Source organism: Vibrio crassostreae (assembly GCF_024347415.1).
In the GTDB taxonomy this organism is placed as follows: Bacteria; Pseudomonadota; Gammaproteobacteria; order Enterobacterales; family Vibrionaceae; genus Vibrio; species Vibrio crassostreae.
Genome location: NZ_AP025476.1, coordinates 1,189,740 through 1,202,952 on the forward strand (window position 1 = coordinate 1,189,740; position 13,213 = coordinate 1,202,952).

The window sequence follows — 13,213 nt, forward strand, 5'->3', positions numbered from 1 at the left end:
GTTGTGATCGAAAAGATTTGGTTTAACAACCACCCGTTGAAATATCTTCTCTGGCCGCTGTTGTGGCCACTGAGTTTGCTGTTCAAAATGATCAGTGGCCAACGTCGTGACGCTTATCTATCGGGTAAGAAAGAGACCTACCGTCCGCCATTGCCAGTAATTGTTGTTGGTAATATCACCGCTGGTGGTAATGGTAAAACACCGGTCGTGATTTGGTTGGTTGAGATGCTCCAGGCCAATGGTTTTAAACCTGGTGTCGTTTCTCGTGGTTACGGTGCAAAAGCACCAAGCTATCCGCTGGTTTTGGATGAGAATACGCTAGCAGAACACTCTGGTGATGAACCTCGTTTGATCCGAAAGCGAACAGGAGCTCCTGTTGCGGTCGACCCTGTGCGCGCGAATGCGGTGAAGGCTTTACTGAGCGAAGGGGTGAATGTCATCATCACTGACGACGGCCTTCAGCATTATGCACTTGAACGTGATATTGAATTTGCGGTTATCGACGGTGCGAGACGCTTTGGTAGTGAGTGCCTAATTCCTTTAGGCCCATTAAGGGAGCCTATATCTCGTTTAGATGACGTAGACTTTTTGGTGAATAATGGCGGTAAAGCGCACGGGCGAGAGTTCTCGATGTCTTTGCTTCCAAGCCAAGCCGTTAACCTGAAGACAGGTCAGAAAAGGTCTGTGGCAGAATTACAGAAGCTGGTGGCTTTTGCAGGTATTGGCCATCCACCACGTTTTTTTAAAACATTAGACGATCTTGATGGTGATGTGGTTTTCACACAGGGCTTCGCCGACCATCAAGATTTTGATAAAGATGAACTTCATGCCTTAGCTAAGAAAGGCATGAATCTGATTATGACAGAAAAAGACGCTGTAAAATGCGAAGAATATGCTCAAGATAACTGGTGGTATCTTCCAGTTTCTGCGCAGTTTGATGAAGATTCGCAACAGCAAATTTTAAAAAGAATAAAAGAGGTTATGGAATACTATGGATCACCGTCTACTTGAGATCGTTGCTTGCCCTGTATGTAAAGGTAAACTAACTTTTGACAAGGATAAGCAAGAGCTTGTTTGTAAAATTGATCGCCTTGCTTACCCAATTAAAGAGGGTATTCCTGTTCTTTTAGAACCTGAAGCTCGCACCGTTTCAATGGATGAGGGTAAGTAATGTCTTATACGGTTGTTATACCTGCAAGATACCAATCGAGCCGTTTACCAGGTAAACCTCTGGCTGACATTGGTGGAAAGCCGATGATTCAATGGGTATACGAACAGTCAATGAAGGCAGGTGCTGATAACGTTATTATCGCTACCGACGACGCTCGAGTTGAAAAAGCGGCTAAAGCATTTGGCGCGACCGTTTGTATGACATCACCGAATCATGAATCAGGCACTGAACGCCTAGCTGAAGTGATTGAAGTTATGAAGATTCCTGATGATCATATTATCGTGAATGTTCAAGGTGATGAGCCACTTATCCCACCTGCTATCATTAAACAGGTTGCCAACAATCTTGCGAACAGTACAGCTCCGATGGCAACATTGGGTGTGGAAATCACTCATGTTGATGAAGTGTTTAACCCTAACGCCGTTAAAGTTGTAACCGATAAAGACGGATACGCCTTGTATTTTAGCCGAGCAACCATCCCTTGGGATCGCGATGCTTATGCGAACAACGGTACTGCAGCGGAATCGCCTTTGCTTCGTCATATTGGTATCTATGCTTACCGAGCGGGTTTTATCAATACCTACATCAATTGGGAACCAAGTACCCTAGAACGAATTGAGTGCCTAGAGCAACTACGCGTGCTTTGGTACGGTGAAAAAATCCACGTAGATGTTGCGGCTGAAGCGCCTGCTGCTGGGGTTGACACACCTGAAGACCTAGAAGCGGTTCGAGCTATTATTGGCTAAGCTTCTTTGAGCTGATCATAAAACACAGTAGAGCCTTGCTTGTTGCGAGGCTTTTTTCTATCTATCGAAAAGTACGCTATCGATAAGCGCGTGGGTGTCTTATTGACTTACGCAAACGGATATTGAGCTGGTTGCATTTGTTTATGCATCATCAACACGGAATTATCTGAGATTTACCTCGCTCGACTTCCAATTTTTCTCTATAATATGCCGCCTATAAAGTAGTGGCGAATCGCTAGTACAGAATAAAACTTACGACAAAACGTGGAGTAAAAGATGCCTTCTCAAAGCCCAGTGATTACGGTTGATGGACCAAGTGGTGCAGGTAAAGGTACCCTGTGTATGTTACTAGCAGATAAGCTAGGCTTTCATCTTCTAGATTCAGGCGCGATCTATCGCGTATTGGCTTTAGCTGCAATTCACCATGGTGTGGATACAGAATCAGAAGATGCTTTAGTACCGCTTGCTACACACTTAGACGTGCAGTTTATTGCTGAAGGCGACTTAGTTAAGGTTATCCTAGAAGGTGAAGATGTGTCTGGTGAACTTCGTAAAGAAGAGACTGGCATGGCGGCTTCAAAAGTTGCTGCTTTACCTCGCGTTCGAGAAGCACTGCTTCGTCGTCAACGTGCATTCAGCGCTGCGCCTGGCTTGGTTGCCGATGGCCGTGACATGGGAACGGTTGTGTTTCCTGAAGCTGAAGCGAAAATATTTTTAGATGCAAGTGCTGAAGAGCGTGCGAGTCGCCGCCTTAAACAGTTGCAACAGAAGGGGTTAGATGTTAAATTTGACGACCTTTTGAGCGAGATCCAAGAGCGAGACGACCGAGATCGTAATCGCCCAGTGGCGCCACTTCGCCCTGCAGAGGATGCTCTAGTGCTTGATTCCACCTCAATGAATATTGAGCAGGTAGTAGAAAAAGCACTACACTATATTGAATCGAAACTGGCTGGGTAATTTCGCCGAGCTAGTACGAACGTTGGTCGCAAGGATGATGACCGGCGAATTTATCAACCCCATGCGGTAGGATACCCATGGACGTTTAATTATTGAAGATTAAATAATGACTGAATCTTTTGCTCAACTCTTTGAAGAGTTTCTATCTGAAACTGAATTCCAACAAGGCAGCATCGTTAAAGGTACTGTAGTAGCTATCGAGAACGGTTTCGTTCTTGTAGACGCTGGTCTTAAGTCTGAATCTGCTATCCCTGCTGAACAATTCAAGAACGCTGCTGGCGAACTTGAAGTTGAAGTTGGTGCTGAAGTAGACGTAGCTCTAGACGCTGTTGAAGATGGTTTCGGTGAGACTCAACTTTCTCGTGAGAAAGCTAAGCGTCACGAAGCTTGGATCGTACTTGAGAAAGCTTGCGAAGAAGCTGAAACTGTTGTTGGTATCATCAACGGTAAAGTTAAAGGCGGTTTCACTGTTGAACTTAACGGTATCCGTGCTTTCCTTCCAGGTTCTCTAGTAGACGTACGTCCTATCCGTGACACTGCTCACCTAGAAAACAAAGAGCTAGAGTTCAAAGTAATCAAGCTAGACCAGAAGCGTAACAACGTTGTTGTTTCTCGTCGTGCTGTTATCGAATCTGAAAACAGTGTTGAGCGTGACGAACTTCTTGAAACTCTACAAGAAGGTACTGAAGTTAAAGGTATCGTTAAGAACCTTACTGACTACGGTGCATTCGTTGACCTTGGCGGTGTTGACGGTCTTCTACATATCACAGATATGGCTTGGAAGCGCGTTAAGCACCCATCAGAGATCGTTAACGTTGGTGACGAAATCCTAGTTAAAGTTCTTAAGTTCGATCGTGAGCGCACTCGTGTTTCACTAGGTCTTAAGCAACTAGGCGAAGATCCATGGGTAGCAATCGCTAAGCGTTACCCTGAAGGTCACAAGCTTTCTGGTCGTGTTACAAACCTAACTGACTACGGCTGCTTCGTTGAAATCGAAGAAGGCGTTGAAGGTCTAGTACACGTTTCTGAAATGGATTGGACTAACAAGAACATCCACCCTTCTAAAGTTGTTAATGTTGGCGACGAAGTTGAGGTTATGGTTCTTGATATCGACGAAGAACGTCGTCGTATCTCTCTAGGTCTGAAACAGTGTAAAGCTAACCCATGGCAGTCATTTGCAGAAATGCAAGCTAAGGGCGACAAAGTTACTGGTAAGATCAAGTCTATCACTGACTTTGGTATCTTCATCGGTCTAGAAGGCGGTATCGACGGTCTTGTACACCTATCTGACATTTCTTGGAACGCTGCCGGCGAAGAAGCTGTACGTGAATACAAGAAAGGCGACGAAATCTCTGCTGTTGTTCTAGCAGTAGATGCAGAGCGTGAGCGTATTTCTCTTGGCGTTAAGCAAATGGAAAACGACCCGTTCAACGCATACGTTGCTGACAACAAGAAAGGTGTTCTTGTAAACGGTACTGTTACTGCAGTTGACGCGAAAGGCGCTACTATCGAGCTAATCGAAGGCGTTGAAGGTTACATCCGCGCTTCTGAAGTTTCTCGCGACCGTATCGAAGATGCATCTCTAATCCTAAGCGTTGGCGACAGCGTTGAAGCGAAGTTCACTGGTGTAGACCGTAAGAACCGCGTAATCAACCTATCTATCAAAGCTAAAGATGAAGCTGATGAGCAAGAAGCAATGGCTTCACTGAACAAGTCTGAAGAAGGCGCGTTCGGTAACGCAATGGCAGACGCATTCAAAGCTGCTAAAGGCGAATAATAGCTTCTCGTTAAGAGAATTATAGCTATATAGCCAAGAAAGGAGCCGTAAGGCTCCTTTTTTTTTGCTTATTTTTCCGATAGGTCTATAATTTCTAAAAAGAAAACCAACGAGGGTAACTATGACTAAGTCTGAATTGATTGAAAGACTATGCGCTGAGCAAACGCATCTTTCTGCAAAAGAAATTGAAGACGCTGTAAAAGACATTTTAGAGCACATGGCTTCAACACTAGAAAGTGGTGATCGAATCGAAATTCGCGGCTTTGGCAGTTTTTCTCTGCATTACCGTGAACCTCGTGTTGGACGTAATCCTAAAACTGGTGACAAGGTAGAGTTGGAAGGCAAATACGTTCCTCACTTCAAACCAGGTAAAGAGCTACGCGAACGAGTAAACTCAGGACTGTAGCCTACTTATCGGAATTAAGAAAAGCGGCATACTATAATGTATGCCGCTTTTTTATGACCATAATATGGTGGTCTGATTAGTAATTTTCCTGCATAATCGTACAGCTAACTAACCAATGAGTGATGAACTATGAAAATTATAAAAATAGTCGCCGTTATCGCACTTTTCCTAATTGCACTGGCTTTAGGCTCTCAAAACCAAACAACTGTGAATTTCAACTATCTGCTAGCGCAAGGTGACTTCCACCTATCAAGTTTACTAGGCGTTGTATTCGTTTCAGGCTTTGCCCTTGCTTGGTTAGTCTTTGGCAATATGCACATGCGGTCTCAGCTAAAAATTCATCGCTTGAAGAAGCAACTCAATAAGCAATCAAAGCAGGTCGCTGCTGATACTAAAGCTTAAAGGCTATATTTGATGTTAGAGTTACTGTTCTTACTTTTGCCTATCGCAGCCGCTTATGGTTGGTATATGGGTAATCGTAATGCTCAGCAAGAAAAACAAAAACAATCACACCAGATCTCCCGTCAATACGTGACGGGTTTGAACCTATTACTGTCAGACCAATCTGACAAAGCGGTTGATCATTTTATTGAGCTACTTCAAGTAGACAATGAGACCATCGACACTCACTTAGCCTTGGGCAACTTGTTCCGCTCAAGAGGCGAAGTCGACCGCGCTATTCGAATTCACCAAAATCTTATCTCTCGTTCGGGGCTTACTCTCGACCAGAAAAATCTCGCACTGCAACAATTAGCTAAAGACTACATGGTCTCTGGTTTTCTTGATCGCGCCGAAAAAATCTTTGAACAGCTTGTAGAAGAACCCGACCACAAAGAGGGCGCTTTGCAGCAGTTAGTTGCTATTTATCAGCAAACTCGAGAGTGGAATAAGGCTATCCATTACGGAAATATCCTCGTTAAGCTTGGTAAGAAGAAAATGAAAATGCGTGCGACAGTAGCGCATTTTTGGTGTGAACTTGCGATGCAGGAGCAAGCTGATGGCAATCGCTCTAAAGCACTTCAGCACTTCAAGAAGGCGCTTTCTGAAGATCCTAAATGTGTTCGTGCAAGTATTGCTTTAGGTAAGTTCCACTTAGCGAATGAAGATTACCAAAAGACAATTGATTGTCTGGAGTCGGTACTCGAACAAGATATCGATTTTATCAGTGAGGTGTTGCCAACTCTTGCTGAGTGTTACCACAAACTTGGACAAGAAGCTCAACTGGTCGAGTTCCTGAAAGCGTGTATACAGAAGAAAGCCGGTGTATCTGCCGAACTGATGCTGGCGCAATTGGTTGCTCACCATGAAGATGTAGGCTCTGCGCAAGAGCTACTGACCAAGCAGCTTGTTAAAAACCCAACCATGAAAGGTTTTTATCGATTAATTGATTACCACCTAGCGGAAGCTGAAGAAGGTCGAGCGAAAGACAGCTTAACCACACTTCAGTCTATGGTTGGTGAACAACTTAAGGTTAAGCCCCATTATCGTTGTCGTCAGTGTGGTTTCTCAACACATTCAATGTATTGGCACTGCCCTTCATGTAAGGGGTGGGGAACGATCAAGCCTATTCGTGGGCTTGATGGTGAATAGATTTGTGGTCATTTTAAGACCAAATTATTAATTGCAGCTTTCGGGCTGCATTTTTATGACTGTTATTTATCACCTGCTTTGGTGATTGAAATTTTTAGAAAGTTAACTGCGTTAGGAGATGAAATGAACGACCAAAAAATCATTGTAGCTTTGGATTATGACAACCAAGCGGATGCGTTAGCCTTTGTTGATCGTATTGATCCAGCATCTTGCCGCCTAAAAGTGGGCAAAGAGATGTTTACTCTGTTTGGCCCTGAATTTGTTCGTGAATTGCATAAGCGTGGTTTCTCAGTATTTTTAGACCTTAAGTTTCACGATATCCCGAACACATGTTCAAAGGCAGTCCGCGCTGCCGCTGAACTAGGTGTATGGATGGTGAACGTACACGCAAGTGGCGGTGAGCGCATGATGACGGCTTCTCGCGAAATCTTAGAACCGTATGGTAAAGATCGCCCGTTGCTAATCGGCGTAACTGTCCTAACCAGTATGGAGCAATCTGACTTAGCGGGTATTGGCTTGGATCTTGAACCACAGCAGCAAGTGATGCGCTTAGCTTCTCTAACGAAGAACTCTGGCTTAGACGGTGTTGTATGCTCTGCACAAGAGGCTTCTTTGCTTAAAGGCGCACTTGGTCAGGAGTTCAAACTAGTGACTCCAGGTATTCGTCCTGTAGGCGCTGATGTTGGTGACCAGAAGCGTATCATGACCCCTTCTAAAGCGATTGAATCGGGGTCAGACTACCTTGTTATTGGTCGTCCTATTACTCAAGCTATTGACCCAGCTGCTGTACTTGCAGAGATCAACGGTACGCTAGCTTAAGTTTATATTTAGCTCGAGATATAAATAACAAAGGCCAGCATATTGCTGGCCTTAATTGTCTTGTCCGGATTAGTCTAAACTGGAATGAATTCTCTGCACAGAGTTTAAACTGGAGCACCACTATGGAATTTGAAGTCACTGTCTTCTGAAGTGATAAGTTCCGCTTCTACTTGCGCAAAATGAGCAATACGCTCTGAAATATCTTTACCTGCGATCTGTTCTGCTAGCTTAAGGTAATCTTGGTAGTGGCGAGCTTCTGAGCGAAGTAGAGACACGTAAAATTTCTCCATGTCTTCTTCCAAGAAAGGAGCCAATTTAGCGAATCGTTCACAAGAGCGAGCTTCAATAAACGCGCCGATGATAAGCTTATCAACCAGAGCATCAGGCTCGTAAGTCTTAACTTGTTTGATCAAGCCTTTAGCATAACGACCCGCCTCGATTGGCTGGTAAGTTACGCCTTTCTTCTCCATCAACTCCATGACTTGGTAGAAGTGATGCAGCTCTTCTTTGATCAGCAGTACCATCTTATCGATCAGATCAGCACCGTAATTACAGCCTTCTTTCGCTGTGATTTGCTTGGATACGTTGCTTTTACCACGCAGAGACTCTAAGTCTCCGATACGACGGTAAGCAAATTGCTCGTATGGCAAAATCCATTCATTCAGTTGTTTCGCACTTTCTTTATCAACTGCGTACTTGCGGATAAGGAACAAGGCACTCTGTGCTGCTTTAAGTTCACACAGCATGTGATCGCGTAGAATGATGTGCAGATTTTCAGGCTTTTTGGCTTCATCTATCCATGAATCTGGCGTTTCTGCTTTCAGAAAAGAGTGGATTGGAGCGAGTAGTTCTTGATACATGGTCAGGGAAAGTTTGTTGATAATGCGGGGATTTTATCACAGCTCAAGAGATCTCCCTATACAGAGAAAGGAAATTCAACAGCTATAAAAAAGGCCGCCTATTTAATGTAAATAAGGCGGCCTTTAATTGTTGAGTTAGACTGTTACCATTTTTTCTTTTGACCGAAGAGGGCATCCATATCGTCTTCTCGCTCTTTAGATTCGATCTGTTGTAAATCTTGAGCGTTCTTATCTTGGCGTTTTTGATCAAGCTCGTCGAGCATCTGCTGTAGCTTTTCTTTTGCTTGATTAGAGTACGAATCATTTTTGGTTGCTAGCGCATCGATACCTTTACGCAGTAACTGAATTGCTGTTCCCGGTTGCCCGCGAGAAATCGAGTCGTTTGCACGTTTGATAACGTTTTCAATGTTGATACGAATTTGAATTGTCTCTAGACGAGCGTTTTCAACCACATAAGCTTGAGTCTCGAAGCGACCCTTATTGTGTTCGTTACGGACTGTATCACGTAGGCGCTTAACGAGCTTTAGCATCATGATTGCTTGCTTGTCACTACTTGGTACGCGGAAAACTGTGCTCTCACCACCTTTGTAGTTCTCTTTGAGCTGAGTGATCTGTTGTTTTACGCTTTCAATGCGTTGGGCAAGCTGCTTATTTTTTGGATCGAGTTGATACATGTTTTCTAATGCATCAAGAATCCGATTGTTTAAGCACACAAGAAGATCTTGGCTAAACGGCATGTGATGAGCGTTGCCAATCAGTTCTTCTGTACCGTCAATAATGGTTAGATAACGAGAAGCTTCCTGTTTCTTCGCTGTTTCTACCTTAACTTTATATTGAAGCATGATGTTGTAGCCTAAAACTAACACCAAAAGAACGGCTACTAAGGCGATTATTAAACCAATATTCATATGTTTGAGTCTGCTTATTATTTTCTATAGCTAACCTGAGAGGATACACGATTCCATTGTGTATCGGCACTCGTAAATTGCAATTTCTGATTATCTCTTGTTGAGCGAAATCGGCAATCAAAACTTACCCACTAATGTATGAGAATGAGGGTTGGGTTGCAAAGCGTTAGTGATGTTTTTGTTTGTTAAGCTAGAAAAACTCAATTTTTCTGTCATTTTTGTGTTTGAAGCGTTATAACTATTAATTATATTACACGAGACTATAACGCTCTCTTTGCAAATAAGTTAGCACAGAAATGAGTAAAGGATTACGAGGTTAGATATGAAGTTACAGCAACTGAAGTACATTGTTGAGGTTGTAAACCATAACCTAAATGTTTCAGCTACAGCAGAGAGTTTGTACACATCTCAGCCAGGCATTAGTAAGCAAGTTAGATTACTTGAAGACGAGCTAGGCATTCAGATTTTTGAGCGTAGTGGTAAGCATTTAACACAGGTTACCCAAGCCGGTGAGGATATCATTCGCATCTCTCAAGAGATTTTAGCTCGTGTTGAGAGTATTAAAGCCGTAGCGGGTGAACACACTCATCCAGAGATGGGTACATTGAATATTTCAACCACTCATACTCAAGCTCGTTATGCACTGCCTGATGTGATTAAAGGTTTTACTGCGCGTTATCCAAAAGTATCGCTTCACATGCACCAAGGTACACCAAGCCAGATGTCAGAAGCGGTAGCTAAGGGTACAGCGAACTTTGCGATTGCAACGGAAGCGCTGCATCTTTATCAAGATGCGATTATGCTGCCTTGTTACCACTGGAACCGCTCGATCGTTGTGACCAAAGATCACCCTCTGGCACAGAAGCGAAATATAACGATCGAAGATCTTGCGGCTTATTCTCTAGTGACCTACGTATTTGGTTTCACTGGTCGTTCTGAGCTTGATACTGCGTTCAATAAAGTTGGCCTAACACCGCGTGTTGTGTTTACCGCGACCGATGCGGACGTCATCAAAACGTATGTTCGCATGGGCATTGGTGTGGGTGTCATCGCAAGTATGGCGATTGACCACGAGCAAGATACCGATTTGGTTGCGATTGATGCGAGTCACCTATTTGGTGCTAGCACCACAAGCATTGGCTTTAGAAAAGGCACATTCCTGCGTTCTTACATGTTTGATTTTATGGAGCGTTTTGCGCCGCACCTAACTCGCCCAGTAGTTGAGCAAGCCATTTCTTTGAAGTCTAATGAAGAGATCGAAGAGATGTTTAAAGATATCGAACTACCTGTTCGTTAATCTCTTCATTTAAAGCTAGACTCTTATTCGGCCTGTATTTACAGGCCGTTTTGTTTTCGGCTTTATTGGGCGTGCGTTTTTTAGTTCTCTTTGTCTCGAACCTTTCCATTTGAAGCTCTTACCCCTACAATCCACGCACCATAGGGGGAATCATGCATTCACGATTTACAATTCTCGACTCATTTTTGTTAGAGCACCAAGTTTATTGGCGCTCAGAGCCTTTTCACCTATGCCAAACTCAACAGCAACCATGGCAAGAGGCCAATCGTCCACTTGTTGACTGGTTAGAAGACTTAAGCATTGAAAGCATTCAAACTTTAAAAGAAAACCCTGAGCTGTTGGCCGAGGAACTGATTCGTTTCCTTCCTGATTTAGAGCTCGCGAATCAAAATATTCAGTTTGATAATACAGCTTTGGTTGGGCTCCACCTCCCTCGTGGTACTGCCGATGGTATTCCCGGTAGAAAGTTGCAACAAATCGTGTCGATGGGAGAGGCGGTACTTAAGCACCACCATGGTAAAGAGTGGCTGGAGTGGTGTTCTGGAAAGGGTTTCCTTGGTCGAATCTTATCTCAACAATCGAAGCAAAAAGTGACCAGCTTCGAGTGGCAACAATCGCTGTGCGAAAGCGGCCAAAAGATTGCAGATGCACGACGTTTAGAAATGACGTTCGTTCAAGGTGATGCCTTTTCTGAGAGTGCTGATAAGGTGTTTAATTCTAATCAACATGCGGTCGCTCTTCATGCTTGTGGTGATCTCCATGTTGAGTTAGTTAAAAAGTCCGTGTCGCATGGGCTTCCTGCTGTGACTATATCCCCTTGTTGTTATCACCTTATTCGTGACGACAACTACAAAGCGATGTCATCAGTGGCACAAGCCTCGGCTTTAACATTGAGCAAGAGTGATTTACGAATTCCACTCCAAGAAACCGTTACTGGTGGCGAAAGGGTAAAGCGACATCGCCAATTGGAGATGAGTTATCGCCTAGGCTTCAGTCAGTTACTCAAGGCTGAAATGGGGATTGATGAATACATTCCCGTGCCGAGCATCAAAAAATCAGAATTGTCTGCGGGCTTTAAAGCTTTTTGTTTATGGGCTTCAGAGATTAAAGAGCTCCCAATTCGTTTGGATACCGATTTTGAGTCTTATCTTGTTCAAGGGGAGCAACTTTTCTGGGAGATGGAAAAACTAAGCCTGGTTCAGCAAGTCTTTAGACGACCATTAGAGATATGGCTAGCGTTGGATCGCGCGATTTATTTAAAAGAACAAGGCTACGAAGCCACCATCGAAGAGTTTTGTGAACGTAGTGTCACACCTCGAAATCTGTTGGTTCATGGTGTTAAGAGCGATAGATAAACGATGCGGTTATTAGAAAGCGTGCTAATCATCGCTTTCGAACGATAGTGTTATAGAGACAAAAAAGCCAGTTCGACAAAATCGGACTGGCTTTTTAATGTGTGGATTAACTGAACGCTTCAACGAGAAAATTTGACGCTCAGTTAGTTACTACATCATTAGTTAAACATTGCGATAGCTTCTGCTGGATCTACGTATTCAAGGTCAAAGCTTTCTGCAACTTCTTTACAAGTTACTTTACCGTGAATGACGTTTAGACCTTCTAGGAAGCCTTCATCAGATAGAAGTGCTTCGCGGTAGCCTTTGTTCGCTAGCTTAACAATGTAAGGAAGTGTTGCATTGTTTAGTGCGTAAGTTGAAGTACGCGCTACAGCACCTGGCATGTTTGCAACACAGTAGTGAACTACGTCATCAACGATGTAAGTTGGGTCTGCGTGAGTGGTTGCGTGAGAAGTCTCGAAACAACCGCCTTGGTCGATTGCAACGTCAACAACAGCTGAACCTGGCTTCATCTTAGCGATGTGCTCTTTTGTAACCAGTTTAGGCGCTGCTGCACCAGGGATTAGTACTGCACCAATCACTAGGTCTGCTTCTAGAACATGCTTCTCGATAGCGTCTTCAGTAGAATAAACCACTTTTGCGCGACCTTGGAATTCTTCATCAAGACGACGAAGTGTATCTACGTTACGGTCAAGGATTGTAACATCAGCGCGAAGGCCAACAGCCATACGTGCTGCGTTAGCACCTACAACGCCGCCACCAACAACAACAACTTTTGCTGGTTCAACACCTGGAACGCCACCAAGAAGAAGACCACAACCACCGTTAGATTTCTCTAATGTTTGTGCACCTGCTTGAATAGACATGCGACCAGCTACTTCAGACATTGGTGCTAATAGTGGCAAGCGACCCATATTATCTGTTACAGTCTCATAGGCTACGCAGACAGCTTTGCTCTTGATAAGCTCTTCAGTTTGTGGAAAATCTGGTGCAAGGTGTAAATAGGTAAATAATATTTGCCCTTCGCGAAGCATAGCTCGCTCGACAGCTTGAGGTTCTTTAACCTTTACAATCATCTCTGCTTTCGCGAAAACGTCAGCAGCAGTAGGAAGAATGGATGCGCCTACAGCGATGTAATCATCGTCTGAAAAACCGATACCAGTACCGGCATTGGTTTCTACAAAAACTTGGTGGCCGTGTGAGATTAGTTCTCTCACGCTAGCTGGGGTCATACCAACGCGGTATTCGTGGTTCTTGATTTCCTTAGGTACGCCAATGATCATCCTGACTCCTCATTTTATTTTGGTTGTTTTATCTATGTGTAGGG

General features: G+C 43.9%; 14 protein-coding genes. 11 read left to right on the forward strand and 3 right to left on the reverse strand.

Annotation, left to right across the window (positions count from 1 at the left end):
• Window positions 1-3: 3 nt before the first annotated feature.
• From lpxK to pyrF, 9 genes are all read left to right on the forward strand, one after another.
• Complete coding sequence (lpxK, locus tag OC193_RS05540; RefSeq protein ID WP_048664096.1) at window positions 4-1,011, forward strand: tetraacyldisaccharide 4'-kinase; 1,008 nt, start codon at window positions 4-6, stop codon at window positions 1,009-1,011.
• Complete coding sequence (locus OC193_RS05545; RefSeq protein WP_004736429.1) at window positions 992-1,171, forward strand: Trm112 family protein; 180 nt, start codon at window positions 992-994, stop codon at window positions 1,169-1,171. Before lpxK ends, OC193_RS05545 begins: the two co-directional genes overlap by 20 nt.
• Window positions 1,171-1,917 carry a 3-deoxy-manno-octulosonate cytidylyltransferase gene (gene kdsB, locus OC193_RS05550; protein WP_048658292.1) on the forward strand — a complete coding sequence of 249 codons (747 nt, stop codon included), beginning with the start codon at window positions 1,171-1,173 and terminating at the stop codon, window positions 1,915-1,917. The genes OC193_RS05545 and kdsB overlap by 1 nt, the downstream gene beginning before the upstream one ends.
• Window positions 1,918-2,193: 276 nt before the next feature.
• The gene (gene cmk, locus OC193_RS05555) at window positions 2,194-2,874 is read left to right on the forward strand and encodes a (d)CMP kinase (protein ID WP_017060237.1); all 681 of its coding nucleotides are present in this window, start codon (window positions 2,194-2,196) and stop codon (window positions 2,872-2,874) included.
• Between the two features lie 106 nt (window positions 2,875-2,980).
• On the forward strand, window positions 2,981-4,651 hold the full coding sequence (gene rpsA, locus OC193_RS05560; protein WP_010439921.1) for a 30S ribosomal protein S1: 1,671 nt from the start codon (window positions 2,981-2,983) through the stop codon (window positions 4,649-4,651).
• A 121-nt stretch (window positions 4,652-4,772) separates the two neighbouring features.
• On the forward strand, window positions 4,773-5,057 hold the full coding sequence (ihfB, locus tag OC193_RS05565) for an integration host factor subunit beta (RefSeq protein ID WP_010439923.1): 285 nt from the start codon (window positions 4,773-4,775) through the stop codon (window positions 5,055-5,057).
• 129 nt (window positions 5,058-5,186) lie between these two features.
• Window positions 5,187-5,459: a LapA family protein gene (locus OC193_RS05570; RefSeq protein ID WP_017066774.1), complete on the forward strand. Its 273-nt coding sequence runs from the start codon at window positions 5,187-5,189 to the stop codon at window positions 5,457-5,459.
• A gap of 12 nt (window positions 5,460-5,471) precedes the next feature.
• Window positions 5,472-6,647, forward strand: coding sequence for a lipopolysaccharide assembly protein LapB (lapB, locus tag OC193_RS05575; RefSeq protein WP_016769333.1), 1,176 nt, complete (start codon window positions 5,472-5,474; stop codon window positions 6,645-6,647).
• 123 nt (window positions 6,648-6,770) lie between these two features.
• Window positions 6,771-7,466: an orotidine-5'-phosphate decarboxylase gene (gene pyrF, locus OC193_RS05580; RefSeq protein WP_017078954.1), complete on the forward strand. Its 696-nt coding sequence runs from the start codon at window positions 6,771-6,773 to the stop codon at window positions 7,464-7,466.
• Window positions 7,467-7,570: 104 nt separating this feature from the next.
• Here pyrF and miaE read toward each other — a convergent pair whose 3' ends face one another.
• Both miaE and OC193_RS05590 read right to left on the reverse strand, forming a co-directional pair.
• Window positions 7,571-8,326 (reverse strand): tRNA isopentenyl-2-thiomethyl-A-37 hydroxylase MiaE, encoded by a 756-nt coding sequence (gene miaE, locus OC193_RS05585; RefSeq protein ID WP_048664094.1) that lies wholly within the window; start codon window positions 8,324-8,326, stop codon window positions 7,571-7,573.
• A gap of 143 nt (window positions 8,327-8,469) precedes the next feature.
• The gene (locus OC193_RS05590) at window positions 8,470-9,234 is read right to left on the reverse strand and encodes a hypothetical protein (protein WP_048658294.1); all 765 of its coding nucleotides are present in this window, start codon (window positions 9,232-9,234) and stop codon (window positions 8,470-8,472) included.
• Window positions 9,235-9,556: 322 nt separating this feature from the next.
• Here OC193_RS05590 and cysB point away from each other — a divergent pair, with 322 nt between their 5' ends.
• Both cysB and OC193_RS05600 read left to right on the forward strand, forming a co-directional pair.
• Window positions 9,557-10,531: an HTH-type transcriptional regulator CysB gene (gene cysB / locus OC193_RS05595; protein ID WP_017060244.1), complete on the forward strand. Its 975-nt coding sequence runs from the start codon at window positions 9,557-9,559 to the stop codon at window positions 10,529-10,531.
• A gap of 152 nt (window positions 10,532-10,683) precedes the next feature.
• Window positions 10,684-11,886 (forward strand): methyltransferase, encoded by a 1,203-nt coding sequence (locus tag OC193_RS05600; protein WP_048664092.1) that lies wholly within the window; start codon window positions 10,684-10,686, stop codon window positions 11,884-11,886.
• A gap of 158 nt (window positions 11,887-12,044) precedes the next feature.
• On the opposite strand, the gene ald is transcribed toward OC193_RS05600, so the two are convergent.
• Window positions 12,045-13,169, reverse strand: coding sequence for an alanine dehydrogenase (ald, locus tag OC193_RS05605; protein ID WP_017060246.1), 1,125 nt, complete (start codon window positions 13,167-13,169; stop codon window positions 12,045-12,047).
• Window positions 13,170-13,213 lie beyond the last annotated feature (44 nt).

Excerpts from the sequence above, each read along its gene's own strand:
- OC193_RS05545 (WP_004736429.1), top strand. The coding sequence starts at position 992 with ATGGATCACCGTCTACTTGAGATCGTTGCTTGCCCTGTATGTAAAGGT.
- kdsB (WP_048658292.1), top strand. The coding sequence starts at position 1,171 with ATGTCTTATACGGTTGTTATACCTGCAAGATACCAATCGAGCCGTTTA.
- cmk (WP_017060237.1), top strand. The coding sequence starts at position 2,194 with ATGCCTTCTCAAAGCCCAGTGATTACGGTTGATGGACCAAGTGGTGCA.
- rpsA (WP_010439921.1), top strand. The coding sequence starts at position 2,981 with ATGACTGAATCTTTTGCTCAACTCTTTGAAGAGTTTCTATCTGAAACT.
- ihfB (WP_010439923.1), top strand. The coding sequence starts at position 4,773 with ATGACTAAGTCTGAATTGATTGAAAGACTATGCGCTGAGCAAACGCAT.
- OC193_RS05570 (WP_017066774.1), top strand. The coding sequence starts at position 5,187 with ATGAAAATTATAAAAATAGTCGCCGTTATCGCACTTTTCCTAATTGCA.
- lapB (WP_016769333.1), top strand. The coding sequence starts at position 5,472 with ATGTTAGAGTTACTGTTCTTACTTTTGCCTATCGCAGCCGCTTATGGT.
- pyrF (WP_017078954.1), top strand. The coding sequence starts at position 6,771 with ATGAACGACCAAAAAATCATTGTAGCTTTGGATTATGACAACCAAGCG.
- miaE (WP_048664094.1), bottom strand. The coding sequence starts at position 8,326 with ATGTATCAAGAACTACTCGCTCCAATCCACTCTTTTCTGAAAGCAGAA.
- OC193_RS05590 (WP_048658294.1), bottom strand. The coding sequence starts at position 9,234 with ATGAATATTGGTTTAATAATCGCCTTAGTAGCCGTTCTTTTGGTGTTA.
- cysB (WP_017060244.1), top strand. The coding sequence starts at position 9,557 with ATGAAGTTACAGCAACTGAAGTACATTGTTGAGGTTGTAAACCATAAC.
- OC193_RS05600 (WP_048664092.1), top strand. The coding sequence starts at position 10,684 with ATGCATTCACGATTTACAATTCTCGACTCATTTTTGTTAGAGCACCAA.
- ald (WP_017060246.1), bottom strand. The coding sequence starts at position 13,169 with ATGATCATTGGCGTACCTAAGGAAATCAAGAACCACGAATACCGCGTT.